This is a genomic window from Rathayibacter sp. AY1C1, assembly GCF_002932105.1.
GTDB lineage: Bacteria > Actinomycetota > Actinomycetes > Actinomycetales > Microbacteriaceae > Rathayibacter.
In genome coordinates, this window is the sequence record NZ_PSWH01000009.1 from 62,818 (window position 1) to 88,333 (window position 25,516).

A 25,516-nucleotide genomic window follows, 5' to 3' on the forward strand; every position below is an offset into this window, starting at 1 on the left:
GTGGCCACCACCGTCGCCGACCTCACGCCGACCGGCCGCGCCGCGCTCCTCGGGATCCTCAACGTCACTCCGGACTCGTTCAGCGACGGCGGACGCTGGCTGTCCGTCGACGACGCCGTCCGCCACGGCCTCGACCTGACCCGGCCCGCCGGGGACGGACCCGCCACGTTCGGCGCGGACCTGGTCGACGTCGGCGGCGAGAGCACCCGTCCCGGTGCGGCGCGCGTCGACTCCGCCGCCGAGCAGGGCCGCGTGCTGCCCGTCGTCCGCGCCCTCGCCGCGGAGGGGGTGCGCGTCAGCATCGACACGATGAGCGCCGCCACAGCGGAGGCCGCTCTGGACGCGGGCGCCGTCGTCGTCAACGACGTCTCCGGCGGCCTCGCCGATCCGCGGATGCTCCCGCTCGTCGCCGAGCGCGGCGCCGTCTACATCGCGATGCACTGGCGCGGGCACAGCGCGGGCATGACCGCTCTCGCGTCCTACGGCGACGTGGTGGCGGACGTCCGCGGCGAGCTCGAGCGCCGCGTCGACGCCGCCCGTAAGGCCGGGATCCGGGACGACCGCCTCCTGCTCGACCCGGGCCTCGGCTTCGCGAAGGTCGGCGCGCACGACTGGGCGCTGCTGGCCGGGCTCGACGCGATCGTCTCGCTGGGCTTCCCGGTCCTGGTCGGCCACTCGCGCAAGCGGTTCCTCGCTCCGTTCGCCCCCGCCGGCGCCCCGGCCGCCGAGCGCGACGAGGTCTCCGCCATGCTGAGCCTCATCGTCGCCGAGCACGGCGCCTGGGGCGTCCGGGTCCACGACGTCCGCTCGTCCGCCCGTGCCCTGGCCCTCGCCGCCCGACTCCAGGAGGAGACCCCGTGACCGCGATCGACCCCGCCGCCCTCGCCGTGCGCGACTCCATCACCCTCACCGGGCTGCGCGTGCGCGCGCACCACGGCGTCTTCGACTTCGAGCGCGAGAACGGACAGGACTTCGTGATCGACGCGACGGTCTGGCTCGACACCGCGCCGGCGGCCGAGGGCGACGCGCTGGCCGAGACGGTGCACTACGGCGAGCTCGCGATCGCCCTGGCCGACGCGGTGACCCGCGACCCGGTCGACCTCATCGAGACCCTGGCCGAGCGCCTCGCCCGGGTCGCCCTGGGCTTCGCCGCCGCCGACGTCGTCCGCATCACCGTCCACAAGCCGGACGCGCCGATCCCGCTGCCGTTCGAGGACGTCGCCGTGCAGATCACGAGGACCCGCTCGTGAGGCCGCGGCAGGAGCGCGTCCGCCCGGTGCGCCACATCGTGCTCGCGCTCGGCAGCAACCTCGGCGACCGCCTGGCGCACCTCGAGGAGGCGCTGCGGGCCCTCGCCACCACGCCGGGCCTGCGCATCGAGGCGGTGTCCAAGGTCGTCGAGTCGCCCGCGTGGAAGCCCGAGGGCGTCGACGAGGACGCGCCCGGATACCTCAACGCGGTCGTGACCGGCTCGACCGTCCTCGAGCCCGACGACCTTCTCGCGGCGACGGCGGCGATCGAATCGGCAGGCGGCCGGATCCGCGGCGAGGGCGAGGAGCGCTGGGGCGACCGGACCCTCGACATCGACGTGATCGCGGTCGGCGGCGTGCTCCGCGACGACGCGCACCTGACCCTCCCGCACCCGCGGGCGGCCGAGCGGGCGTTCGTGCTCGAGCCGTGGCTCGACGTCGAGCCGGCGGCGGTCCTTCCCGGAGCCGGACCCGTGGCAGAGCTGCGCGCACGGGCGACCGACCGCGTGACCGACCACCCGGCCGGGTTGACCTGGCCGGGGCGCGACTGCGCCCGCGGCAGCACCGCCGACCCCGAGAGCAGGACCCCGTGAGGCGCACCCGCATCAGCACCCTGCTCGGACTCGGCCTCGCCGGGGCCGTCGCGGGGTTCCTCCTCGACCTCGCGATCGCCGCCGCCGGCCGCCCCGTGCTCATCCCGCCGCTGACGGTTCCGCTGACCCTGATCGTGGTCGCGGCCCTCGTGCTCGGCTTCGCCGTCCCGATCCACCGTGCCACGAAGGGCACGCTGCACCGGCCCATCGATCCGTTCCGGGCGATGCGCGTCGTGGTGCTGGCGAAGGCGTCCAGCCACGTCGGTGCTCTGCTGCTCGGAGCCTCCGGCGGCATCCTGGTGTACCTGCTGAGCCGTGCGATCCCTTCGCTAGGCTCCGTGTGGCAGGACGTCGCGACCATCGTGGGTGCGCTCGTCCTGCTGGTGGCCGGCCTGGTCGCCGAGCACCTGTGCACCATCCCGCCGAGCGACGACGACGACACCGCCGTCGGCGAGGTGAACCACGCCTGACGCCGACGCCCGGACCGCCGCGGGCAGTGAGGACGACGCCATGCCCGCCGAGCCCGAGGACGCGTCGCCGACGACCCGCCGCGACGCGAGGGGACGCCGGCGGGACCGCCTCGACATCACGGGGGAGTGGCGCCGCGTCTCGCCCCGGTACGTCGCGGTCGAGATCGTGTCGGCCGTCGTGTCGAGCGTGCTGCTGCTCGCCGTGCCCGTGGTGCTGATGCTGATCGGCCTGCCGTGGGGCTGGATCCCGCTGGCCGCCGCGGCCGCCCTCGCGGTGACCCTCCTGATCGTGGCCCCGCGCCGTGCGCGCGCCTACGGCTACCTCCTGCGCCAGGACGACCTCCTCTTCCGCCGCGGCATCATGTTCCAGCGCTTCGTGTCGGTGCCGTACGGGCGGATGCAGCTCATCGACGTCAACCGCGGGCCGCTCGCCCGGGCGCTCGGCCTCGCCGACCTCCGCTTCGTCACCGCCGCCGCGGCGACCGGCGTCAGCATCCCGGGCCTGGCCGAGCAGGACGCGGAGGAGCTCCGCGACCGCCTGGTCGAGCTCGCCGAGTCGCGCCGGGCCGGCCTGTGACCGAGCTCCGCGCCGTCGAGACGGACCTCGCCGACGGGGAGTGGCACCGCCTCCATCCCGCGACCCCGGTCCTCAAGGGCGGGATCGGCCTGCTGGTCGTCCTCGGCATCGTGATCACGAACCTCCGCGAGCGCCTGGTCGAGCTGTTCCTGCCCGGGCCGGAGGGCTTCGAGAGCGGCGATCCGGTCGATGAGCTGCTGCGCCGCGGCCTCGTCGGCTGGGCGCTGCTGGCGGTCGCGGTGGGCCTGGCGGTCGCCGTCTTCGCGTTCTGGCTGTCCTGGCGGATGCACACCTTCCGCATCACCGACGAGGTCGTCGAGGTGCGCTCCGGCGTGCTCTTCCGGACCAACCGGCGGGCGCGGCTGGACCGCATCCAGGGCATCGCGGTGCAGCGTCCGCTGTTCGCCCGGTTGTTCGGAGCCGCGAAGCTCGAGGTGAGCGTGGCCGGGCAGGACGCGAACGTCCAGCTGTCGTACCTCGGGTCGCGCTTGGTTGACGCCCTGCGCCGCGACATCCTGCGGCTCGCGTCCGGGGTGCGCGAGCGGGAGGCGACGGTCGACGGTGCGGCTCCGGCGGGCGGGTTCCTGGCGCGCCGGCTGGAGGAGTTCGGTGAGCCTCAGGACGAGACGCCGCCCGAGTCGGTCGTCTCGATCCCGCCGGGCCGACTCCTCGGCTCGCTCGTCTTCAGCGGCTTCACGCTGTTCCTGGCCGCCTCGGTCGTCGCCGTGGTGTTCGTCGCCGTCTACGGCTCGCCCTACGTGCTCTTCGCGATCCTGCCGGGCCTGATCGGCTCGGGCAGCTACTACGTCCGCCAGTTCGTGCGCTCGCTCCGGTACTCGATCGCCGCGACGCCCGACGGCGTGCGGGTCGGCTACGGCGTGCTCTCGACCAGCAGCGACACGATCCCGCCCGGCCGGATCCACGCCGTCGAGATCACGCAGCCGCTGCTCTGGCGCCCCTTCGGCTGGTGGCAGGTGCGGATCGACCGCGCCGGCCACGCGGCCTCCCGCGGGGCGAACGGCGAGCCGAACACCACGATCCTGCCCGTGGGCGACCTCGCCGCGGTCGAGCGCGTCCTCGCCCTCCTGCTGCCCGGACCGGCCGAGGGAGCGGAGTCGACGCCCGTCGGCGACGCGCTCCGGCACCGCGACGCGGCCGGCTTCACCCGGGCGCCGCGCTCGGCGGTGTGGCTCCGCCCCTTCTCGTTCCGGAGGTCCGGGTACCGGCTGACGGACGAGGTCGCGATCCTGCGCAGCGGAGCGGTCTGGCGGCGGGTCGCCGTGGTGCCCCTGGCGCGGATGCAGAGCGTCGGGGTCCAGCAGGGACCGCTCCAGCGCCTGCTCGGGCTGGCCTCGGCGCGCGTGCACACGGTGGCCGGCCCCGTCACTCCGCTCGTGCCGGTGATGAGCGCGGCCGACGGACTCGCCTTCTTCGAGAGCCTCGCGACGGCCGGAGTGCGGGCCGCCGACCGCGACGCGAGCCACCAGTGGGGGCGGCGCGCGGCCGCACCCGCCCTGCCCGACTGGCCCGCTCCGGAGGGGGAACCGCATGCCTGAGAACCGCCGCGACGGACGCCTGGGCGTCGGCGTGATCGGTGCCGGACGCGTGGGCCCGGTGCTCGGTGCCGCGCTCGCCGGGGCCGGCCACGCCGTGATCGGTATCGCCACCACCAGCGAGAGCGGCCGCGAGCGCGCCGACGCGCTGCTCCCCGGAGTCCCCGTGCTCGCGATCCCCGAGCTCGTCGAGCGCAGCGAGCTGGTGATCGTCGCCGTCCCCGGGAGCGAGATCGCCGCCCTGGTCGCGGGGCTCGCCGCGACCGGAGCGTGGCAGCCCGGCCAGCTGGTGCTGCACACGGCGCCTGAGCACGGCTACGGGGTGCTCGCTCCGGCGCTCGCCTCCGGGGTCATCCCCCTGGCAGTCCACCCGGCGATGGCCTTCAGCGGCACCAGCCTCGACCTGGCGCGCCTCGCCGAGACCTACTTCGCCGTGTCGGCACCGGGCCCGGTGCTGCCGATCGCGCAGGCGCTGGTGGTCGAGATGGGCGGGGAGCCGGTCACCGTGGCGGAGTCGGACCGCGCCGCCTACGCGGAGGCGGTCTCGACCGCCACGACCTTCTCGACCGCGATCGTCGACCAGGCGGCGGGACTGCTGTCAGGCATCGGCGTCGAGAAGCCGGGCTTCTTCCTCTCCAGCCTCGTCCGCTCCTCCGTCGACGACGCCCTGCGCCGCGCGGCGGGCTGACGGGCGCGCCGCTCGAGACGCCGCTCCCGGGTGGGACGCCGCTCGGGAGGCGGTGCCTCGCGGAGGAGCACGGCGTCTCGGTGCCGAGGGCCCGGGCGGCCGCGGGACCGCCGGTAGCATCGTCGGGTGATCAGCACCGTCCACCGCATCGGCGACCTCCGCGAGCGGCTGCAGGAGGCGCGGCGGGCCGGTCGGCGCATCGCGCTCGTGCCGACGATGGGCGCCCTGCACGCCGGGCACCTCGCCCTCGTCGAGCGGGCTCGCGAGCTGGCCGACGTCGTCGTCGTGTCGGTGTTCGTGAATCCGCTGCAGTTCGGCCCGTCCGAGGACCTGGACCGCTACCCGCGCGACCTCGAGGGCGACACCGCCCTGCTCGACGCGGCCGGGGCCGACCTCCTCTTCGCTCCGGGAGTCGCCGAGATGTACCCCGACGGGCCGTCCTCGACGCGGGTCGTCGCGGGGGAGGTCGGCGGCCTCTACGAGGGGCGGGCGCGGCCGGGGCACTTCGACGGGATGCTCACCGTCGTCGCCAAGCTCCTGAGCATCGCCCAACCGGGCATCGCGGTCTTCGGGCAGAAGGACGCGCAGCAGCTGTTCCTCGTGCGCCGCATGGTCCGCGACCTCGACCTGCCCGTGGAGATCGAGGGCGTCGGCATCGTGCGGGAGGAGGACGGGCTCGCCCGCTCCAGCCGCAACCGCTACCTCGACGAGGAGCAGCGCCGCGCGGGCCTCGTGCTGCCGCGCCTCCTCGCGGCCGCCGCGGAAGCCGCGGACCGCGGTGCCGCCGCGGCGATCGAGGCCGCCGAGGCCGTCGCGCACGCCGAGCCGCTCGTTAAGCTGGACTACCTCGTCGTCGTGGATCCCGCGACGCTCCTCCCGGTCGACGCCGACCACCGCGGCCCGGCACTCGTGCTCGTCGCCGCGATCGTCGGCACCACCCGCCTCCTCGACAACGCCCCGATCCTGCTCGCCTGATCGCGGCCGTCCGCCCCGAACCGAAAGCACCGCGACCCCTCATGGCCGACACCCCCGACGTCCCCGAGTCCACGACCCCCGCCGCCGAGCAGTCCGCCGCCGAGCAGGCCGCCGCCGAGCGGGCCGCGCAGCAGGAGGCCTCCGAGCAGAAGGCCGTCCGCCTCGCCAAGCGCGAGCGCCTGCTCGAGCTCGCGGGCGACGACCTCGGCGCCGGCGCCTACCCCGTCGCGGTCGGAGTCACCGACACCATCGCGGCCGTCCGGGCGCGCCACGAGGGCATCGAGCCGGACGTGAAGACCGGCGAGCGCGTCGGCCTCGCGGGCCGCGTGGTGTTCCAGCGCAACACGGGCAAGCTCTGCTTCGCGACCCTGCAGGCCGGCGACGGTGAGCGGATCCAGGCCATGGTCTCGCTCGGCGACGTGGGCGAGGAGTCGCTCGCGGCGTGGAAGGAGCTCGTCGACCTGGGCGACCACCTCTTCGTCGAGGGCGAGGTCGTCTCGAGCAAGCGCGGCGAGCTGAGCGTGTGGGTGTCGGAGTGGACGATCGCCGCGAAGGCGATCCTGCCGCTGCCGAACCTGCACAACGAGCTCGGCGACGAGACCCGGATGCGCCAGCGCTACCTCGACCTGATCGTGCGCCCCCAGGCCCGCGAGACGGTCGTCACCCGCGCCCGCGTGAACGCCTCCCTCCGCGACACCTTCGCCTCGCACGAGTTCCTCGAGGTCGAGACCCCGATGCTGCAGGTGATGCACGGCGGCGCCTCCGCCCGCCCCTTCGCCACGCACTCGAACGCCTTCGACACCGAGCTGTACCTGCGCATCGCGCCCGAGCTCTACCTCAAGCGGGCGGTCGTCGGCGGCATCGACCGGGTCTTCGAGATCAACCGCAACTTCCGCAACGAGGGCGCGGACTCCACGCACTCGCCCGAGTTCGCGATGCTCGAGGCCTATCAGGCGTACGGCGACTACAACTCGATCGCCGACCTCACCCAGGAGCTGATCCAGAACGCGGCGCAGGCCGTCGCGGGCTCGCACGTGGTCACCTGGGCCGACGGCACCGAGTTCGACCTCGGCGGCCGGTGGGACCGCATCTCGATGTACGAGAGCCTGTCGCTCGCGGCCGGCATCGCGATCACCCCGGAGACGGAGCTCGCCGAGCTCGAGACCCTCGCCGCGCGCGAGGGCGTCGAGGTGCATGTCCCCACGCACGGCAAGTACGTCGAGGAGCTGTGGGAGCACTTCGTGAAGGGCGGCCTGACGCGTCCGACCTTCGTGATGGACTTCCCCGTCGACACCTCGCCGCTCGTGCGCGCGCACCGCAGCATCCCGGGCGTCGTCGAGAAGTGGGACCTCTACGTCCGCGGCTTCGAGCTGGCCACCGGCTACTCCGAGCTGATCGACCCGGTCGTGCAGCGCGAGCGCTTCGTCGAGCAGGCGCGCCAGGCCGCCGCCGGCGACGACGAGGCGATGCGCCTGGACGAGGACTTCCTCCGCGCCCTCGAGCACGGCATGCCCCCCACCGGCGGCATGGGCATGGGCATCGACCGCCTCCTGATGGCGATCACCGGCCTCGGGATCCGCGAGACGATCCTCTTCCCGCTCGTCAAGTAGGGTCGCAGGAGCCGAGGGGGAGACATGGTCAGGGCATCGAGCATCGTCGCGGCCGTCGCGGCGGGCGTCCTCACGATCGCGCAGTTCGGAGTGGGGACCGCGGTCGCCGCGAGTGTCCTCACCTCCTCCGGCGACGTCGGCACCGCGCTGGCCGACCGGCGGGCGGCCGAGGCGTTCACGCCCGACCCCACGATCGCCGGCTTCGCGGAGCGGACCGCCATGTCCGACCGCGGCCGCGCCCTCTACTACGCGTCGAGCCCGTCGGTCGAGCCGACCGCCGGCTTCAACGACCTCTGCGGCTACGGCGCCTCCGACGACATCGTCCTCGGCTGCTACACCGGCACCAGCATCTACATCTCGGACGTCGCCAACCCCGACCTCGACGGGATCCGCGACGTCACGGCGGCCCACGAGATGCTGCACGCCGCGTGGGTGCGGCTCGACGCGGAGGAGCAGGCCGAGCTGGGCGACGAGCTCGAGGCCGCGTACGAGACCCTCCCGCAGGACGGCACGATCGCCGAGCGCCTCGAGCTGTACCGCACCGGCGGCCTCGGCGAGCGCGTCAACGAGCTGCACTCGATCCTGGGGACCGAGGTGGCCGACCTGCCGCCGGCGCTCGAGGCGCACTACGCCGAGTTCTTCGACGACCGCTCGGTCGTCGTGGGCCTGAACGCCCGCTACGAGGCGGTCTTCACCGATCTCGAGAACCGCATCGAGGACCTGGTCTCCCGGATCGAGACGATGTACGCCGACCTCACGGCGCGGGTCGACGCGAACAACGCCGAGTACGACGCGCTCAACGTCGAGATCGACGACTTCAACTCGCGCGCCGACAGCGGCGACTTCGGATCGACGGCCGAGTTCGAGACGGAGCGCGCCGATCTGCTCGCCCGCAGCCAGGCCGTAGACGCCACCCGCGCCGCCATCGACGCGGACATCGCCGTGTACGACGGCCTGCGCTCGGAGCTGGAAGGCCTCAACTCCGATGCCGCGGCGCTGAACAAGTCGGTCGAGAGCCAGTAGCGCCCAGCGCCCGCGAAGGCCGCTGGGCGCACGGGCCTCCGGGCTCACGGCTCCCGCGCCGGTGCCGCGGGTAGGATCGCCGCATGGACTGGGAGCTGTGGAACCAGGGGCTGTGGGCCCTCGTGCCGACGATCACGGTCGGAGCCATCTTCTGGTTCCTGATGCGCGCCCTCATCCGCTCGGACCGCAACGAGCGCCGAGCGTACGACCGCATCGAGGCCCGCGAGCGCGAGCGCCGCGGCCTGCCTCCCCGCGACGCCTCCTGACCACCGCCGCCGCGCGGGTGCCTCCCGCGCCCGCTGAGCGGCTCCGCACGACGAACGAGGAGGCGCGGTGCCCGCACCCGACTGGGCCGTGATCCTCCCGATCGCGGCCGTCGTCGTCGAGCTCGCGGTCCGCGTGATCGCCGTCATCGTCGTGCCGCGGAACCGCCGTCCGACCACCGGCCTCGCCTGGCTGATGGCGATCTTCCTCATCCCGTACGTCGGCATCCTGCTGTTCCTCTTCATCGGGAGCTACCGGCTGCCGCGCAAGCGCCGCCGGAAGCAGCAGGAGATCAACCGGTTCATCCTGGAGTCGACCGACGGCATCGACCGCGTCGCCCGGGAGCACCCGTGGCCGCAGTGGCTGGAGTCGGTGGTCACCCTCAACCGCAACCTCGGCGCGATGCCGCTGGTCGGCGGGAACGACGCGCGCCTCCAGGGCGACTACGAGCAGACCATCCGCGCGATGGCCGCCGAGATCGACCGCGCCCGCCGGTACGTGCACTGCGAGTTCTACATCCTCGCCGCCGACTCGACCACCGCGCCCTTCTTCGACGCGCTCGACCGCGCGGTGGCGCGCGGGGTGCGGGTGCGGATCCTCCTCGACCACATCGCGTCGATCCGCGTGCCCGGCTACTACAGCGGCACCCATCGCCGGCTGCGTGCCCTCGAGCGGGCGGGCGCCTCGTGGTCGTACATGCTCCCTGTGCGGCCGTGGCGCGGCCAGTACCAGCGGCCGGACCTGCGCAACCACCGCAAGCTGCTGATCGTCGACGGCAACGCGGCCTTCATGGGCTCGCAGAACGTCGTCGACTCCAGCTACAACAAGCGCGGCAACATCCGTCGCGGCCTGCACTGGCACGACCTGATGGTGCGCCTCGAGGGGCCGGTGGTGCAGGGCATCAACGCCATCTTCATCACCGACTGGTACAGCGAGACCGACGAGCTGCTCCTGCGGGAGTCGGAGCCGATGGAGGCGCTGCAGCAGCGCGACACGATCGACTGCCAGGTGGTGCCGAGCGGCCCGGGGTTCGAGGGCGAGAACAACTTGCGGCTGTTCCTGACGCTGCTCTACTCGGCGCAGAAGTCGATCATCATCACCAGCCCGTACTTCGTGCCCGACGAGGCGATGCTCTACGCGATCACGACGGCGACCCGGCGGGGCGTGCACGTGGAGCTCTTCGTCTCCGAGATCGGCGACCAGGCCGTGGTCTACCACGCCCAGCGCTCGTACTACGAGACGCTGCTGACCGCGGGCGTGCGCATCTGGATGTACCGCAAGCCGACCATCCTGCACGCGAAGCACTTCACGATCGACGACGACGTCGCCGTGATCGGCTCGAGCAACATGGACATGCGCTCCTTCACGCTCAACCTCGAGGTCTCGCTCATGGTGCGCGGCTCGGAGTTCGTCGAGGACCTGCGCCAGGTGCAGCAGGACTACCGCGAGCACTCCCGCGAGCTGACCCTCCGCGAGTGGCGGCAGCAGCCGCTCCGCTCGACCCTGCTCGACAACCTGGCGCGGCTCACCTCGGCGCTGCAGTAGCGCGGCTCCCGTCCGCCCGCCGGCGGAGGATGCGTGGGACCGATTCGTCGCGCAAGTCCCTGTGCGGGCCGCCGCGCCCCGCGTAGCGTCGGAGCGTCCTCAGCACCATCCGGTTCCGCCTGCCCGGCGCCGGGTTCGAGAAGGGAACGGACATGACGGCATCCCGTACGACGCGCATCCTCATCCTCGGCGGCGGCTACGTCGGCCTGTACACGGCCTGGGGCCTCGAGAAGAGACGGGGGGAGGCGCCGATCGACGTCACCGTCGTCGAGCCGAACCCCTACATGACCTACCAGCCGCTGCTGCCCGAGGTCGCCGGCGGCCACGTCCAGCCGCGCCACGTCACGGTGCCGCTGGTCTCCGCGCTCAAGCGCACCCGCGTGATCCGCGGCGCGATCACCGGCGTGAGCCTCGCCGAGCGCAGCGCCACCGTCGCCGCGATGGACGGCTCCACCCGCACGATCGAGTTCGACCAGGTCGTCTTCGCACTCGGAGCCGTCACCCGCACCTTCCCCACGCCGGGTCTCGCCGAGCACGGCATCGGCTTCAAGACGGTGGAGGAGGCGGCGCACCTGCGCGACCGCGTCATCGAGAACATCGCGAAGGCGGCGCTCACCACCGATCCCGCCGAGCGTCGGCGCCTGCTCACCTTCGTCTTCGTCGGCGGCGGCTACACCGGCGTCGAGGCGCTGAGCGAGCTGCTCGACCTCAGCCGCAAGACGCTCGCCGCGCAGCCCTCGCTCTCGATGGGCGACGTCACCTGGCACCTCGTCGAGGCACTGGACCGGGTCGCCCCCGAGGTCGGTCCCGAGCTCTCGAAGTGGACGCTCGACCACCTCCGCTCGCGCGGCGTGCACGTGCACCTGAAGACGACGATGCCCTCCTGCGAGGACGGCGTCGTGGAGCTCTCCTCCGGCGAGCGCATCCCGACGGCCACGATCGTGTGGACCGCCGGCGTGAAGCCGAACCCGATCCTCGACGCGACCGACGCGCCCCGCGGGCCGAAGGGCCACGTCATGGCGGATGCACGCCTGCGGGTCATCCGCGAGGACGGCGAGCCGGTGGGCGGCGCCTGGGCGGCCGGCGACGGCGCGCAGGTGCCGGACCTCACCAGCGAGAAGCAGCCCGCGTACTACCCGCCGAACGCGCAGAACGCCGTTCGGCAGGCCAAGCTCCTGGCGCGCAACATCATCGCCGACCTCACCGGAGGCACCGTGGAGGAGTACCGCCACGCCTCCGTCGGGACCGTCGCCGAGTACGGCATCGGCAAGGGCGCGGGCCTGATCAAGGGCGTGAAGCTGCGCGGCCTCCCCGCCTGGCTCGCGCACCGCGCCTACCACGGAGCGGCGATGCCGACCCTGGACCGCAAGTGGCGGATCATCACGGGCTGGCTCGTCGACGCCGTCACTCCGCGCGACCTCTCGCCGATGAGCGCGCTGCAGGATCCGCGCCGAGCCTTCCGCGAGACGGCCGAGGCCACCGATCGCGAGGCCGCGGCGAAGGCCGCCGCGAAGAAGGAGTTGGACGCGTCCTGACGCACCGGTGAGAGCGCGGGAGTCGGGGTGGTCGAGCAGGATCATCGCGACTCCCGCGCTCCCGAGTCGTGGGCCCCGCCTCGGAGCGCCTCGGCCTGACGTCCTCGGCTCAGGCCCGGCGGCGCGGCTTGAGGCGCACGGTCGGCAGCACGGGCGCGGAGAGCGCGCGTCCGCCGTACCCGTCGACGGTGCCGAACGGTCCAGCGGGATCCGCCCCGGCGATCACGTCGGACTGCCAGCGCTCGCGGGCGGCCGCCACGTCGTCGTGGCTGCGGCCGACGAAGTTCCACCACATCACCAGCTCCTCGGCGAACGGCTCGCCGCCGAGCAGCACCACGCGGGCGCCCGCGTCCCCGGCCGTCAGCACCAGGTGCGAGCGGCCGGGCGCCAGGTAGGCGAGGTCCGAGCGCGGGACGTCCGCGCCCTCGACCGCCACGGGGCCGGCGTCGACGAGCACGCCGTACTCCCACGACTCCTCGACCGGCACCTCGACCCGGGCACCCGGCTCGAGGTCGATCTGGGCGGCGACCAGCGGAGTGAAGGTGCTCGCGGGCACCGACGCGCCCAGCATCCCTCCGACGAAGACGCGCACCAGCGCGCCGGGCAGCTCCACGGGCACGCCGCGGTGGTGCTCGAAGAACGGATCGACGAGCCGCGCCTCCTCGGGCAGCGCGACCCAGAGCTGCACCCCGTGCAGGACGGGCGCGCCCCCGGTCGAGACCTCCGAGTGCGAGATGCCGCGTCCGGCCGTCATCAGGTTGAGCTCGCCCGGGCGCACCACGGCGAGGCTGCCGACGCTGTCGCGGTGCTCGATCTCGCCCTCGAAGAGCCAGCTCACGGTCTGCAGGCCGGTGTGCGGGTGCGGCGGGACGTCCATCCCGGCCTCCTCGCCGAGCCGCACCGGGCCGTAGTGGTCGGCGAAGCACCATGCGCCGATCGTCGAGCGCGAGCGCTGGGGGAGGGTGCGGCGCACCTCGATCGCACGCGGACCGCCGAGCGGGACGAGCCGTGCCTCCAGGATCTCGACCGCGCCGGGCTCGCGAGGGACCGGCTCCGCGGCGACGGGGAGCTCGTCGGGATGCTCCTCCAGGTTGCTCATGCGGAAAGTGTATGCCTTCGCATGGACCGGCGGACGGGACCGCCGCCCGCACCCCTCCGGATCGCGTGCACGCCCAGGGCGAACAGGCCTGCTCACCGGGGGGAGCGCTGGTTACAGTCGACGTATCGGAGCCCACCCCTGCGGGTTCTGTAGGGAGTGACAGCATGTTCGAGAGATTCACCGATCGCGCGCGGCGCGTCGTCGTCCTGGCCCAGGAAGAGGCCAAGATGCTCAATCACAACTACATCGGCACGGAGCACATCCTGCTCGGCCTGATCCACGAGGGCGAGGGAGTGGCCGCCAAGGCGCTCGAGTCCCTCGGGATCTCGCTCGACGCTGTGCGCGAGCAGGTGCAGGACATCATCGGCCAGGGGCAGCAGCAGCCGACCGGCCACATCCCCTTCACGCCTCGGGCGAAGAAGGTCCTCGAGCTGTCCCTGCGCGAAGCGCTGCAGCTCGGCCACAACTACATCGGGACCGAGCACATCCTGCTCGGCCTCATCCGCGAGGGCGAGGGCGTCGCCGCTCAGGTGCTCGTCAAGCTCGGTGCTGACCTGAACCGCGTGCGCCAGCAGGTCATCCAGCTGCTCTCCGGCTACCAGGGCAAGGAGCAGGTCGCCGTGGGCGGTGAGCAGCAGCAGCCTCAGGGGGGATCGCAGATCCTCGACCAGTTCGGACGCAACCTCACCCAGGCGGCGCGCGACAACAAGCTCGACCCGGTCATCGGGCGCGAGAAGGAGATCGAGCGGGTCATGCAGATCCTCTCCCGCCGCTCCAAGAACAACCCCGTCCTGATCGGCGAGCCCGGCGTCGGCAAGACCGCCGTCGTCGAGGGCCTCGCCCAGGCGATCGTGCGCGGCGACGTGCCCGAGACGCTGAAGGACAAGCAGCTCTACACGCTCGACCTCGGCTCACTCATCGCCGGGTCCCGCTACCGCGGTGACTTCGAGGAGCGCCTGAAGAAGGTCACGAAGGAGATCCGCACCCGCGGCGACATCATCACCTTCATCGACGAGATCCACACCCTCGTCGGCGCAGGGGCCGCTGAGGGCGCGATCGACGCCGCCTCGATCCTCAAGCCGCTGCTCGCCCGCGGCGAGCTGCAGACCATCGGCGCGACCACGCTCGACGAGTACCGCAAGCACTTCGAGAAGGACGCCGCTCTCGAGCGCCGCTTCCAGCCGATCCAGGTCGCGGAGCCGTCGCTGCCCCACACGATCAACATCCTCAAGGGGCTGCGCGACCGCTACGAGGCGCACCACAAGGTGTCCATCACCGACGGCGCGATCGTCTCGGCGGCCAATCTGGCCGACCGCTACATCAGCGACCGCTTCCTCCCCGACAAGGCGATCGACCTGATCGACGAGGCCGGCGCACGCCTGCGCCTCTCGATCCTCTCGGCGCCGCCGGAGCTGCGCGACTTCGACGACCGCATCGCCGTGGTCCGCTCCGCCAAGGAGGCCGCGATCGAGGACCAGGACTTCGAGAAGGCCGCGTCGCTGCGCGACGAGGAGAAGCAGCTGCTCGGTGAGCGCCTGCGCCTCGAGAAGCAGTGGAAGTCGGGCGACGTCAAGGCCACCGGCGTGGTCGACGAGGGCCTGATCGCCGAGGTCCTCGCCCAGGCGACGGGCATCCCGGTCTTCAAGCTCACCGAGGAGGAGTCCTCGCGGCTCGTCTTCATGGAGAAGGCCCTGCACCAGCGCGTCATCGGCCAGGAGGAGGCCATCGCGGCCCTCTCGCGGACGATCCGCCGCACCCGCGCGGGCCTCAAGGACCCCAAGCGCCCCTCGGGCTCGTTCATCTTCGCCGGCCCCACGGGCGTCGGGAAGACCGAGCTGGCCAAGGCGCTCGCCGAGTTCCTCTTCGACGACGAGAACGCGATGATCTCGCTCGACATGTCGGAGTACGGCGAGAAGCACACCGTCTCGCGGCTGTTCGGCGCCCCTCCCGGGTTCGTCGGCTTCGAGGAGGGCGGCCAGCTCACCGAGAAGGTGCGCCGCAAGCCGTTCAGCGTGGTCCTCTTCGACGAGATCGAGAAGGCGCACCCGGACATCTTCAACTCGCTCCTCCAGATCCTGGAGGAGGGTCGACTGACCGACGGCCAGGGCCGTGTCGTCGACTTCAAGAACACCGTCATCATCATGACCACCAACCTCGGTGCTCGTGACATCGCCGGTGGTCCCGTCGGGTTCCAGATCGAGGGCGACAACGCCACCGGCTACGACCGCATGCGCGGCAAGGTCAACGAGGAGCTCAAGAAGCACTTCAAGCCCGAGTTCCTCAACCGCGTGGACGACGTCATCGTCTTCCCGCAGCTGTCGAAGCCCGAGCTGCTCCAGATCGTCGACCTCTTCATCAAGCGCCTGGGCGACCGCCTGCTCGACCGCGACATGACGGTGGAGCTGACGCAGCCGGCCAAGGAGCGCCTGATCGAGGTCGGATTCGACCCGGCCCTCGGTGCGCGCCCCCTGCGCCGGGCGATCCAGCGCGAGATCGAGGACCAGCTGTCCGAGCGGATCCTGCACGGAGAGCTCGGCGCCGGAGACCACATCCACGTGGACTTCGCCGACAACAGGTTCGTCTTCACCACGACCCCGCGCCTGATCTCGATCAGCGCCGGCGCGTCCACCGGAGCGGCCACGGCCGGCCCGGCGACGCCCGACCTGATGTCGTAGCAGGCTGCCGAACGACCCCGTGCCCGTCCCCTCTCGCGAGGGGGCGGGCACGTCGTCGTCCGGGGGTGGGCGCCTGCTCGCAGGATCCCGCGCCCGGTGCGGCCTAGGCTTGTCGAATGGCCGATTGGAAGTACCCGGTGCGCCGCGCGCGCACGAGCGATGTCCCCTTCATCCAGGAGCTCAGCGAGCCGCTCGTGAACGAGCGCATCCTCCTGGGCAAGGACCGCGTGGTGCTCTACGGCGCCGTGCAGGAGTTCCGCATCGCCGAGGACGGGCACGGGACGGCGATCGGCTGCGGTGCGCTGCATGTGATGTGGGACGACATCGCGGAGGTGCGCACCCTCGCGGTCGCGCAGGACTGGCTCGGGAGGGGTGTGGGCCACCACATCCTGGAGCGCCTCGAGAACGACGCGCGCGAGCTCGGCCTGAAGCGCCTGTTCTGCCTCACCTTCGAGGTCGACTTCTTCGCCCGCCACGGCTTCGAGCCGATCGGCGAGAAGGTCGTCGACCCCGAGGTCTACGCCGAGCTGCTCCGCTCTCCCGACGAGGGAGTCGCCGAGTTCCTCGACCTCGCCCGGGTGAAGCCGAACACGCTCGGCAACACCCGCATGCTGAAGACGCTCTGACCGCCGCCACGTCGTAGCCTGTCCCGGTGACTCCGCCGCCCCGCCGCCTGCCCTCCCGGGTCTACCGGCGACGCCGCGCCGGAGTGCTGCTCGCGCTGGTCGTCATCGTCGCGGGCCTGGCAGTGGTGCTGTCGCTGCTCCCGCGGATGACCGGCTCCGACGCCGCGTCGAGCCCCACGCCGACCGTCGTGCTGCCGACGCTCTACCCGACCACCTCGCCCGGTGCGACGCCCGGCGCCGCACCCGCCTGCACGGCCGACTCCGTCGCCGTCACCGCGGTCACGGACGCCACGAGCTACGCGCCCGGCGAGGATCCGCAGCTCTCGCTCTCGCTGGCCAACATCTCGAGCACCGACTGCGTGATCGACGCGGGCACGAGCAAGCAGGTCTTCACGATCACGAGCGGCTCCCAGCAGATCTGGACCTCGACCGACTGCCAGACCGGCGCGGCCGATCTGCCGGTGCTCCTCCAGGCGGGCCGCTCGGTGATGGGCAGCGCGCTGACGTGGGACCGCACCCGCTCCTCCGCCGACACCTGCTCCGGCGGACGCGAGGCGGTCGAGGCGGGCGGCGCCGCCTACAACCTGTCGGTGTCGGTCGCCGGCATCCCCTCGGGCTCGCCCACGCAGTTCCTGCTCCAGTAGTCCGCCCGGGGGACGTGCCGGGCGTGCGTCGGCGCGTAGCATCGCAGGCATGTGGGGGCTGCTCGGCGCGATCCTGTCCGCCTCGACCGGCCGGGCGGGGGTGGTCGCGCGGCGCGCGGCGGCCGTGGCCCTCGCGGTCCCGCTGCTGGTCGGCGGAGCGGCGGCGCAGGCCGTGGCGGCTCCGCACCCTGTCGCGGCTCCGCAGCCCGTCGCGGGTGTCGTGCGCGCGGATGTGGACGGCTTCCGGTTCTCGGAGTACTCGGCCGACTTCCGCCTCGACCGCGACGAGGAGGGCCGCTCTACGCTGACCACCGTCGAGACCTTCGTCGCCGAGTTCCCGCCGTCGCAGAACCGCGGCATGCAGCGCGCGATCCCGCTCGACTACGAGGGGCACCCGACCGACGTCGACCTGGTGTCCGTCACCGACGGCGACGGGGCGGCGCGGCCGGTCGGCACCGAGCGCGGGGACGGCTTCCTCCTGGTCACCAGCGCAGCGGACGAGTTCGTCAGCGGCAGCCAGACCTATGTCTTCACCTACACGCAGCACAACACGACCCTGCCTGGATCCGGCACGCGCAGCGGCGAGGACGAGTTCTACTGGGACGTCAACGGCACGGGCTGGCGCCAGTCCTTCGACCGCTACGACGTGCGCGTCGAGCTCGCCGGTTCGCTGGCCTCCGCCGCGACGGGGACCGTCAGCTGCTACCGGGGGCCGGAGGGCTCGACGACGCCCTGTCCGATCGGCCGCGACGGCGCGGTCGTCACGGCATCGGGGGAGTCGCTGGCTCCGGGGGAGAACGTGACCGTGGCGATCGGCTTCGCTCCCGGGACCTTCACGCCGCGCGACGACCGCTACCTCGCCTCCGGCTGGTCCTGGGTGCAGCTGGGCGGCCTCGCCGCGGTCCTGATCGGCCTCGCGCTCGCCGTGCACCGCCGCCGGACCGTGCTCCGCGACGCTCCCGGCCGCCCGACCGTCGTCGCCGAGTACGACCCGCCCGCGGAGGGGCTGTTCCTCTCCGCCGCGCTGCTGCGGAAGACGTCGAAGGCCCCCGCGGCCGGACTCCTGGACGCCGCCGTCCGCGGTCTCGTGCGCATCGAGGAGACGGGGGAGGGGCGGAAGCAGGAGTACGCCGTGCGGGTGCTCGACCCCGCGACGACGCCGACGCGACGCGCGGGACGCCCGCGGCCCCTCGCCTCCGACGACCGCGAGTTCCTCGACATCGCCCTCGGCCGGGTGCCGGGGACGGTGCGTGAGCTCTCCGGCAAGGACAAGGAGTTCGGCAAGGCCGTCGGACAGTTCCAGACCGCGCTGGGCAACCGGGTGACCGAGGCGGGACTGAAGAAGGCCGGGACGATCGGCGGCAGCGTGCTCGTGATCGTCCCGCTGCTGCTGGGTGTCATGGCCGCCTTCCTGGGCGCGATCCTCCTGATGACCCGCTCCTTCGGCGGAGCGCTCCCGCTCGTGCTGATGCTGGTCGCGATCGTCGCGGCCGTCGTCGGGACGATCCTGGTCTCGAGGGTGCCGCTGACGGCCGCGGGCGCGGAGCTGCGCGACCATCTGCGCGGGCTCGAGCTGTACATCCGCCTGGCCGAGGCCGACCGGATCGCGATGCTGCAGTCGCCCCGCGGGGCGGATCGGCGCACGGTCGGACCGGTCGAGGTGGTCGAGGTGACGGAGCGCCTGCTGCCGTGGGCCGTGCTCTTCGGTCTCGAGAAGGAGTGGTCGGCGGAGCTCGCGTCGGCCTACGAGCGCACCGGCGAGGAGCCGGTCTGGTACTCCGGACCGAACGGCTTCCACGCGGCGGCGGGGGCGGCGTCTAGGGGCAGGCTGCGACGGGCGGCCGCGGCGGATCGGACGCGTGCGGTGGTCGCGGGGAGCCGTCGGGAAGTGCCCACGGAGCCGGTGTTCGCCTCCGGTGTCGATGCTCGACGATGCGGTGGTCGGGGGCACCCGCGGCTCCGAGCGGTGGACGGGTGCCTGTGCAGCGTGCCGGGGACGCGGCCGTCAGTGCGTAGGAACCCGCTCCGGACGGATGCGCTCGGGAACGGGGACGAGCGCGTGGGTGATCGCGCTCGAGAGGGTGAAGGCGCTGGAGTCGAGGTGCGAGGAGTGCCCGAGTCGTGTCGCTTCGGAGGCGCGCTGCTTCGCTCCTGAGGCGGGCCGGATGTCTCCCGAGAGGCTGATCTCGCCGAACGCGGCGATCCCGGGCCGCAGCGGCGTGTAGGCGTGGGCGGAGGCGATGGCGACCGCGATCGCCAGGTCCGCCGCCGGCTCCATGAGCTTCACGCCGCCGACGGTCGACACGTAGACGTCGCAGCGCCGCAGGGGGATGCCCGCCTGCCGCTCGAGGACCGCGAGGATCATCGCGACCCGGGACGCGTCGACTCCGTTCGTGACGCGGCGCGGGTGCTCGCCGTCGTTCGCGATCACGAGCGCCTGGATCTCGACGGGGAGCGCGCGGCGTCCCTCCATCGCGACCGTGACGCAGATGCCCGGGGTGGGGAAGCGGGTGCGGCTGAGGAACAGACCGCTCGGGTCGGGGATCTCGGCGATGCCCTCGGCGGTCATCTCGAAGCAGCCGACCTCGTCCGTCGGGCCGAAGCGGTTCTTGAGCGAGCGGACGAAGCGCAGCGCCGTCTGCCGGTCGCCCTCGAAGTGGCAGACCACGTCGACCAGGTGCTCGAGCAGGCGCGGCCCCGCGATGGAGCCGTCCTTCGTGACGTGTCCGACGAGCACGAGGGGGAGCGCCCGCTCCTTGCAGACGCGGATGAGGGTCGCGGCGACCTCGCGGACCTGGCTGGGACCGCCGGGCAGGCCGTCGACGGTGTCGCTCGCGACCGTCTGCACCGAGTCGACGATGAGCAGGTCCGGCCGGACCTCGTCGATCTGGCCGAGCACGGTGGCGAGGTCGGTCTCGGCCGCGAGGAAGAGGCTGTCGTGCATCGCGCCGGTGCGCTCGGCCCGCATGCGCACCTGCGCGGCCGACTCCTCCGCGCTGACGTAGAGGACCCGCTGGCCCTCGGCCGCGGCGCGGCTCGCGACCTCGAGCAGGAGGGTCGACTTGCCCACGCCGGGCTCTCCCGAGAGCAGCACGACCGCGCCGGAGACGATCCCGCCGCCGAGCACGCGGTCGAGCTCGCCCACGCCGGTGGGGCGGTGCGCCGCCGACGTGGTCTCGATCTCGGTGATGGGCCGCGCGATGCGGCCGGCGGCCGGAGCCACAGCGGCGACCGCACGGACGAGGCCGGTGCGCTCGGTGCTCTCGATCACGGAGCCCCACTGCTGGCACTCGCCGCAGCGGCCTACCCACTTCGCGGTCGTCCATCCGCACTCCGAGCAGCGGTACGGGGCGGTGCGCGTCTTCGAGGAGGCCATGAGGTCCTTTCGGGGCGGAGGAGGGGGACGAGCGCGACGCTACGGGGGACCCCCGACACCGCCGCTCATTCGAACGTGTCTTCGACAGTACCGTCGACCACCGACGCCGGGAGCGGGGCGCGCCAGGCCGGGGGAGAGGTCTCGTGGAAGCCGTCTGTGGAGGAGCGTCGTCGCGGAGGGGCGGAGGCGGAGGATCGCGCCTCGGAAGACGACGCCGCCCCGAGCGCCGCTCCGTCGGCGTCGGACGTCTGCGGGAGACTGGGGGACATGCCCTCGACAGTGCACGTCCTCAAGTCCGGCCGCCCGCTCGGAGTCAGCTGGTCCGGCCCCGAGGGCGCCGAGCGGGTCGTCGTCCTGGCGCATCCCGCTCCCGGCTCCTCGGACTTCGACCCCGACCCGGAGGCGACCGCGCGCCACGGGGTGCGCCTGCTCTCGTTCGACCGCCCGGGCTACGGCGCCTCCTCCCTCCTGACCGACCTCGACCCCGCCGGAGCGGGCGTCGGCGCCAGCCCCGAGCAGGCCGCCGCCGACCTCGCCGAGTACCTCGCGACCGTCGGCATCGCCTCCGTCAGCGCCGCCGGCTGGTCGGCGGGAGGCCGCGTGGCCCTCGCGCTCGCCGCGAATTACCCCGGCCTCGTGGAGCGAGTCGCCGTGATCGGCACGCCCGCTCCCGACGACGCCGTGCCGTGGGTCGGCGACGAGAACCGCGCCGAGCTCGCCCGCCTGGCCGACCTCCCGCTCGACGAGGCCGTCCGCTCGCTCACCCGCACGCTCGAGGGCGCCTTCGGCCCGACCCCCGCCCCGGACGCCCTGCTCGGGATGCTCGGCTCCGGCGACGCTGACACCGCGGTGCTCGAGACCCCCGGAGTCCGCGAGCGCCTCTCGCGCATGCTCGAGTGCGCTGCCGCCCAGGGCGCCCTCGGCATGGCCGCTGATCTCATCGGCTACGGCGTGCAGGAGTGGGGCTTCGCCGTCGAGTCCGCCGAGCCGCCCGCGCTCCTCCTCTACGGCGCCGAGGACGCGGTCGCCGGCCGCCGCCATGCCGAGTGGTACGCCGCACGGCTGCCCGACTCCCGCCTCGAGGTCGTGCCCGGCCGCGGCCACCTGCTCGCGATTCCGGAGTGGGACCGTGTGCTCGGCTTCCTCCTCCCCGCCTGACGGCGGCCGGTCCGCTCGATTGGCGCGACTTCCGGCCGTCGCGTACACTCGACCCCGGTACCGTGTCCGAGCGGCCGAAGGAGCATGTCTCGAAAACATGTGTGGGCTTGCGTCCACCGTGGGTTCAAATCCCACCGGTACCGCCAACGAGACGGCCCCCTACATCGCAGTCATACTGCGGAAGTAGGGGGCCTTTCGCTTTGCCTTGAGTAGCTCTTGCCCACTATTTGCCCACAACCGCGCGCGACCGGGCGTGGTCCATTGCGACGGCCACGGCGTCCAGGTCGTCGTCGAACAGGTCAGCGTAGGTGTCGAGCGTCATCGCTGCCGACGCGTGCCCGAGCATCCGCTGCACAGCCTTCACGTTGGCCCCGGAAGAGATCGCCAGAGACGCGGCGGTGTGTCTGAGTCCGTGCAGCGTGATCGTGGGGAAGTGCGGATCAGCGGTCTGGATCTTTCGGAGCCCCGAAACGAACCAGCCGCGGCGCCCATCGGGCGTCCTGACATAGCTGACACCGTCCCCGAAGAGGATGCTCGTCGGGTCGCGTCCCTCCGTCAGCGAGCGCATCGGCTCGTCTAGGAAGGGCGGGAACGGCACCGACCTGGCCTCGTGCGACTTTGGTGTGCCGACGATGATTCGACCGCCAACACTCACCGCGTTCTCACGCACCTGCACTCGTCGGCGCTTGCGGTCCACGTCGCCCACGCGAAGCCCAGTGGCCTCTCCCCAGCGCAGGCCGGTGTAGGCGAGGAACTCCACCAAGGTGCCGTTCTTGCCGGCGGCCTCAGCAAGGGTGTGCACCTGCTGGTGAGAGAGGTAGACGCGCCGCTTCCCGGTCTTCCGTGGCAGGTCGATACCTCGCGCCGGGTTAGAGAGGATGCGGCGGTCCTTGACTGCCGCATCGAGGATCGCAGCGAGGACGCCGTAGGCGCGCAGAACGGTCGTCGCACTCTTGCTCGTCGTGCCAGCCTTCTCGTCGCCGGTGGTCATCGCGGATACCCAGCTCTGCACCTCCGAGTGCTGCACGGCGTGGGCTGGAGTACGGCCCCATCGCGGCTCCACGTAGAGGCGCCATGCGATCTTCGACAGGTCGCAGCGATGATGGCTTCAGGTGCGTGCGTGACGCGAGCCACCCGGCCCCGAGCTCGCCGATGCTGATTCTGCTCATGGTCGGGTCGACGTACTCGCCTCGAGCTTTCGACACCTCGACGGATGCCAGGAATAACACGGCATCGCGCTTAGTCCTGAAGCCGCGCTTGTCGGTCTGCGACCGGTCAGGCTTCTCTACCAGTCGGGCGCTGAAGGCGTCGCGGACTGGACTGCTGCAGTGGATGACAGCGGGTTCGCAGCGGAGCAGGCGCGCCTCGCGATGGACAACCTGAAGGGGGACGTCGACGCTCTCGGCGGGTCCCTCGAGACGGCTCTCATCAAGTCCGGCTCGACGGCGAATGGCACGCTGCGGGCGCTCACTCAGACGGCGACGGGCCTGATCAACGGCTTCAACGATCTGCCCGCACCGATTCAGGGCACCGCATTCACTCTCACCGCGGTAGCTGCGGCGACGGGCCTCGCGGGAGGCGCAGCCCTGATCGCAGTCCCGAAGATCGCAGCTATGAAGGTCGCGATGGCCGATCTGAACGTCAGCGCAGGCAAGCTCGGCCGCGGCATCGCTCTCGTGGGAGGAGCGATCACCGCCGTCTCGGCAGGCCTCGCGATCGTCGGGCAGCACTACGCAGATGTGTCCGCGAACGCCGAAGCGCTGACGGGCACACTTGACCAGCAGACGGGCGCGTTCACGGACAGCACCCGCGCGATGGTCGTCGGCATTCTGCAGCAGAAGGGCGCCTACGGTGACGCGGCCCGTGCGGCGGGCATCTCGCAGAAGGAACTCACTGACGCCATCCTCGAAGGCGGGTCCGCTCTCGAGGAGGTGCAGTCGAAGCTCTCCGCGGAGAACACCCTATTCAGCTTCTTCGACGGCACGGGTATCGCCGCCGGCAACGCCTCGGCTGCGATCGGCGACGTCGAGAAGTCTCTCGACAAGTCGGTTGAGGGCTACCGGAACGCGAAGGCAGCGAACGAAGGGCTCACCGAGGCATCGGACGGCAGCGCGGAGTCCGCGACCACCGCAGCTGAGGCCTACATCACGGAGGCCGATAGCGTCGACCAGCTCGTCAGCCGCATGACGGAGCTGTTGGACGCGGTGAACAAGGCGAACGGCGTGAACCAGGATGCCGTTTCGCAGAACATCGCCTATCAGCAGTCCCTCTCCGACGTCGATGCGCAGATCCAGAAGGCGCGTGACGGCGTGGAGGGCTACTCGCTCGGACTGGACACGAACACCCAGGCCGGGCGCGACAACTACGGGATGCTGCTCGAGGTCGCGAAGAACGGCCAGGCGGCGGCTAAGGCACAGTTCGACGCGACCGGGCGGACCGACGAGTATCGGACCGCGCTCGAGAACAGTCGCCAGGCCGTTTATGACCGCGCACTCGCCCTCACCGGAAACGCGGAGGCCGCGCAGGCCATCGCGGACAACATCGCGGCGATCCCCTCCGAGACCGACTGGAAGGTGATCGCGGAGACTGCAACCGCCCAGCGGAACGTTGACAACTTCGTCCGCACGAACAACGGGCGGTCGATCACGATCACTGTGAACGAGGCGCTGGGTGAGCGCGTCGCGCGTGGACCCGGCGGCGCCGGCGGAATCGTCGCCACGTCCGCCAACGGCAACATGTTCGACTACGTCATGTCGGCGACGGCAAGGGCGACGAACGCGCTGGCATTCGCGAACGGAGGGTTCGCGCCCGGCATCTACGCCGGACGCACTGAATCGATCCACAAGTTCGCCGAGCCGGAGACGCGCTGGGAGGCGTACATCTCGGGCAAGCCTGGCCAGGAAGCTCGGAACATTGCGATCTGGGAGGAGGCGGGCAAGCGGCTCAGCGCATTCGAGAGCATCGACCCGCGCACCCTCTCGCCCATGCCCGCGCACTACTCGACGTCCACCGTCGACAACAGCAGGACCGTGGCACCGACCGTCTCGCTCGGATCGGGGAACACGTTCTACAGCTACGACCCGACGGAGATGGCTCGGCAGCAGACCCGAGAGATGAACCGCGCCCTGACGCTCTCAGGCCTCCGCTGACGGGTGGGGCGGGTACTCCCTCGAGTGCCCGCCTCTGCCCGGCAGTGTGACGGAGCATCCTCTCTCGCCCGCTTGGTCGGAACTGCTCGCGCGCATTCGCGTTGGCGGAGGAGGACTTCGACGTTTCAATCCCACAGGTGCCGCGGAGATGTCGGAGCGGACAGTTACGATGCTGAAATGACCTCCAGCGGCCAAGGCCAGCGCTCGCCGGGCCAGTCTCGCTGCGTCCACCCGCGCCAGCCGCCGATGGACTGGCACGACTACGTCGATGAGGATGACGACGCCGTCGAGCACTTCGCCGAGTGGCTGAGCACTCTCAAGCCCTTCGCGCGTCGTGACGTCATCGCGATGATGGACACGCTCGAGGCCCGAGCGAGCCGGGGCGAGGTCGTGATCCCTGACGACGCGAGGCTTCCTGGCGACCTCGACGCGATCAGGTCCGATCCAGACATTTACGAGCTCAAGTGGACTTTGCTCTCGAAGAAGATCCGTCAGTACCACGCCGAGCCTCGGCTCCTTCCGGACCACCTCGTCCGCTTGCATCTGCACATCAAGGTGGACTCCGGGCGCGGTGACGACAGCGCCGACGCGCAACAGCAGGTCGAGATCGACAAGGCTGTCGCGCGCTACCACGATGGCGAACCGTCCACCTGGGGCGTGTGGCGTACCCCTACACAACCTCCAGGTTGTCGCCCTATAGTGTGAC

22 protein-coding genes, 1 tRNA gene and 1 pseudogene are annotated in these 25,516 nt (G+C 72.0%); 21 read left to right on the top strand and 3 right to left on the bottom strand.

Annotated features, from left to right (window positions below):
* The 13 genes from folP to C5C71_RS06365 all read left to right on the top strand — a co-directional run bounded on the left by folP (position 1) and on the right by C5C71_RS06365 (position 12,083).
* Complete coding sequence (folP, locus tag C5C71_RS06305) at positions 1-861, top strand: dihydropteroate synthase (protein ID WP_104337333.1); 861 nt, start codon at positions 1-3, stop codon at positions 859-861.
* Positions 858-1,250 (top strand): dihydroneopterin aldolase, encoded by a 393-nt coding sequence (gene folB, locus C5C71_RS06310; RefSeq protein ID WP_104347803.1) that lies wholly within the window; start codon positions 858-860, stop codon positions 1,248-1,250. Before folP ends, folB begins: the two co-directional genes overlap by 4 nt.
* Positions 1,247-1,843, top strand: coding sequence for a 2-amino-4-hydroxy-6-hydroxymethyldihydropteridine diphosphokinase (folK, locus tag C5C71_RS06315; RefSeq protein ID WP_104337334.1), 597 nt, complete (start codon positions 1,247-1,249; stop codon positions 1,841-1,843). Before folB ends, folK begins: the two co-directional genes overlap by 4 nt.
* Positions 1,840-2,313 carry a DUF3180 domain-containing protein gene (locus C5C71_RS06320; protein WP_104248065.1) on the top strand — a complete coding sequence of 158 codons (474 nt, stop codon included), beginning with the start codon at positions 1,840-1,842 and terminating at the stop codon, positions 2,311-2,313. Before folK ends, C5C71_RS06320 begins: the two co-directional genes overlap by 4 nt.
* A gap of 40 nt (positions 2,314-2,353) precedes the next feature.
* Positions 2,354-2,890, top strand: a complete 537-nt coding sequence (locus tag C5C71_RS06325; protein ID WP_104234302.1) for a PH domain-containing protein — start codon at positions 2,354-2,356, stop codon at positions 2,888-2,890.
* On the top strand, positions 2,887-4,446 hold the full coding sequence (locus C5C71_RS06330; protein ID WP_104337335.1) for a PH domain-containing protein: 1,560 nt from the start codon (positions 2,887-2,889) through the stop codon (positions 4,444-4,446). The genes C5C71_RS06325 and C5C71_RS06330 overlap by 4 nt, the downstream gene beginning before the upstream one ends.
* A complete protein-coding gene (locus tag C5C71_RS06335) occupies positions 4,439-5,131 on the top strand; it encodes a Rossmann-like and DUF2520 domain-containing protein (RefSeq protein ID WP_104337336.1) in 693 nt (230 codons plus the stop codon). Before C5C71_RS06330 ends, C5C71_RS06335 begins: the two co-directional genes overlap by 8 nt.
* 126 nt (positions 5,132-5,257) lie before the next feature.
* On the top strand, positions 5,258-6,106 hold the full coding sequence (gene panC, locus C5C71_RS06340; protein ID WP_104333287.1) for a pantoate--beta-alanine ligase: 849 nt from the start codon (positions 5,258-5,260) through the stop codon (positions 6,104-6,106).
* 41 nt (positions 6,107-6,147) lie between these two features.
* Complete coding sequence (lysS, locus tag C5C71_RS06345) at positions 6,148-7,716, top strand: lysine--tRNA ligase (RefSeq protein ID WP_104333288.1); 1,569 nt, start codon at positions 6,148-6,150, stop codon at positions 7,714-7,716.
* Between the two features lie 24 nt (positions 7,717-7,740).
* Positions 7,741-8,739: a hypothetical protein gene (locus tag C5C71_RS06350; protein WP_104255539.1), complete on the top strand. Its 999-nt coding sequence runs from the start codon at positions 7,741-7,743 to the stop codon at positions 8,737-8,739.
* Between the two features lie 83 nt (positions 8,740-8,822).
* On the top strand, positions 8,823-9,005 hold the full coding sequence (locus C5C71_RS06355; RefSeq protein WP_104337337.1) for a hypothetical protein: 183 nt from the start codon (positions 8,823-8,825) through the stop codon (positions 9,003-9,005).
* Between the two features lie 67 nt (positions 9,006-9,072).
* Positions 9,073-10,548 carry a cardiolipin synthase gene (gene cls / locus C5C71_RS06360; RefSeq protein ID WP_104333289.1) on the top strand — a complete coding sequence of 492 codons (1,476 nt, stop codon included), beginning with the start codon at positions 9,073-9,075 and terminating at the stop codon, positions 10,546-10,548.
* Between the two features lie 152 nt (positions 10,549-10,700).
* Positions 10,701-12,083: an NAD(P)/FAD-dependent oxidoreductase gene (locus C5C71_RS06365; protein WP_104337338.1), complete on the top strand. Its 1,383-nt coding sequence runs from the start codon at positions 10,701-10,703 to the stop codon at positions 12,081-12,083.
* 109 nt (positions 12,084-12,192) lie between these two features.
* On the opposite strand, the gene C5C71_RS06370 is transcribed toward C5C71_RS06365, so the two are convergent.
* Positions 12,193-13,182 carry a pirin family protein gene (locus C5C71_RS06370; protein WP_104333291.1) on the bottom strand — a complete coding sequence of 330 codons (990 nt, stop codon included), beginning with the start codon at positions 13,180-13,182 and terminating at the stop codon, positions 12,193-12,195.
* Between the two features lie 164 nt (positions 13,183-13,346).
* Between C5C71_RS06370 and C5C71_RS06375 the strand changes: the two genes are divergently transcribed.
* The 4 genes and pseudogenes from C5C71_RS06375 to C5C71_RS17895 form a co-directional block, all read left to right on the top strand.
* Positions 13,347-15,857: an ATP-dependent Clp protease ATP-binding subunit gene (locus C5C71_RS06375; protein WP_104234294.1), complete on the top strand. Its 2,511-nt coding sequence runs from the start codon at positions 13,347-13,349 to the stop codon at positions 15,855-15,857.
* A 116-nt stretch (positions 15,858-15,973) separates the two neighbouring features.
* Entirely contained in the window at positions 15,974-16,483 is a 510-nt protein-coding gene (locus C5C71_RS06380; RefSeq protein ID WP_104224089.1) for an amino-acid N-acetyltransferase, read from the top strand.
* Positions 16,484-16,509: 26 nt separating this feature from the next.
* Positions 16,510-17,127, top strand: coding sequence for a hypothetical protein (locus tag C5C71_RS06385; protein WP_104337339.1), 618 nt, complete (start codon positions 16,510-16,512; stop codon positions 17,125-17,127).
* A 49-nt stretch (positions 17,128-17,176) separates the two neighbouring features.
* Positions 17,177-18,850: pseudogene (locus C5C71_RS17895) on the top strand (DUF2207 domain-containing protein); the annotation flags it as partial.
* A gap of 282 nt (positions 18,851-19,132) precedes the next feature.
* On the opposite strand, the gene radA reads toward C5C71_RS17895, so the two are convergent.
* Positions 19,133-20,503, bottom strand: coding sequence for a DNA repair protein RadA (radA, locus tag C5C71_RS06395; RefSeq protein WP_104224086.1), 1,371 nt, complete (start codon positions 20,501-20,503; stop codon positions 19,133-19,135).
* Between the two features lie 267 nt (positions 20,504-20,770).
* Here radA and C5C71_RS06400 point away from each other — a divergent pair, with 267 nt between their 5' ends.
* On the top strand, positions 20,771-21,661 hold the full coding sequence (locus C5C71_RS06400) for an alpha/beta fold hydrolase (RefSeq protein ID WP_104337341.1): 891 nt from the start codon (positions 20,771-20,773) through the stop codon (positions 21,659-21,661).
* A 56-nt stretch (positions 21,662-21,717) separates the two neighbouring features.
* Positions 21,718-21,807: transfer RNA gene (locus C5C71_RS06405), tRNA-Ser, on the top strand.
* A gap of 77 nt (positions 21,808-21,884) precedes the next feature.
* Here the strand turns inward: C5C71_RS06405 and C5C71_RS06410 are convergent.
* On the bottom strand, positions 21,885-22,652 hold the full coding sequence (locus tag C5C71_RS06410) for a site-specific integrase (RefSeq protein ID WP_146084432.1): 768 nt from the start codon (positions 22,650-22,652) through the stop codon (positions 21,885-21,887).
* Between the two features lie 337 nt (positions 22,653-22,989).
* Here C5C71_RS06410 and C5C71_RS06415 point away from each other — a divergent pair, with 337 nt between their 5' ends.
* The gene (locus tag C5C71_RS06415; RefSeq protein WP_104337343.1) at positions 22,990-24,810 is read left to right on the top strand and encodes a phage tail tape measure protein; all 1,821 of its coding nucleotides are present in this window, start codon (positions 22,990-22,992) and stop codon (positions 24,808-24,810) included.
* 177 nt (positions 24,811-24,987) lie between these two features.
* Entirely contained in the window at positions 24,988-25,515 is a 528-nt protein-coding gene (locus tag C5C71_RS06420; RefSeq protein ID WP_104337344.1) for a hypothetical protein, read from the top strand.
* The last annotated feature ends 1 nt before the right edge of the window (position 25,516 follow it).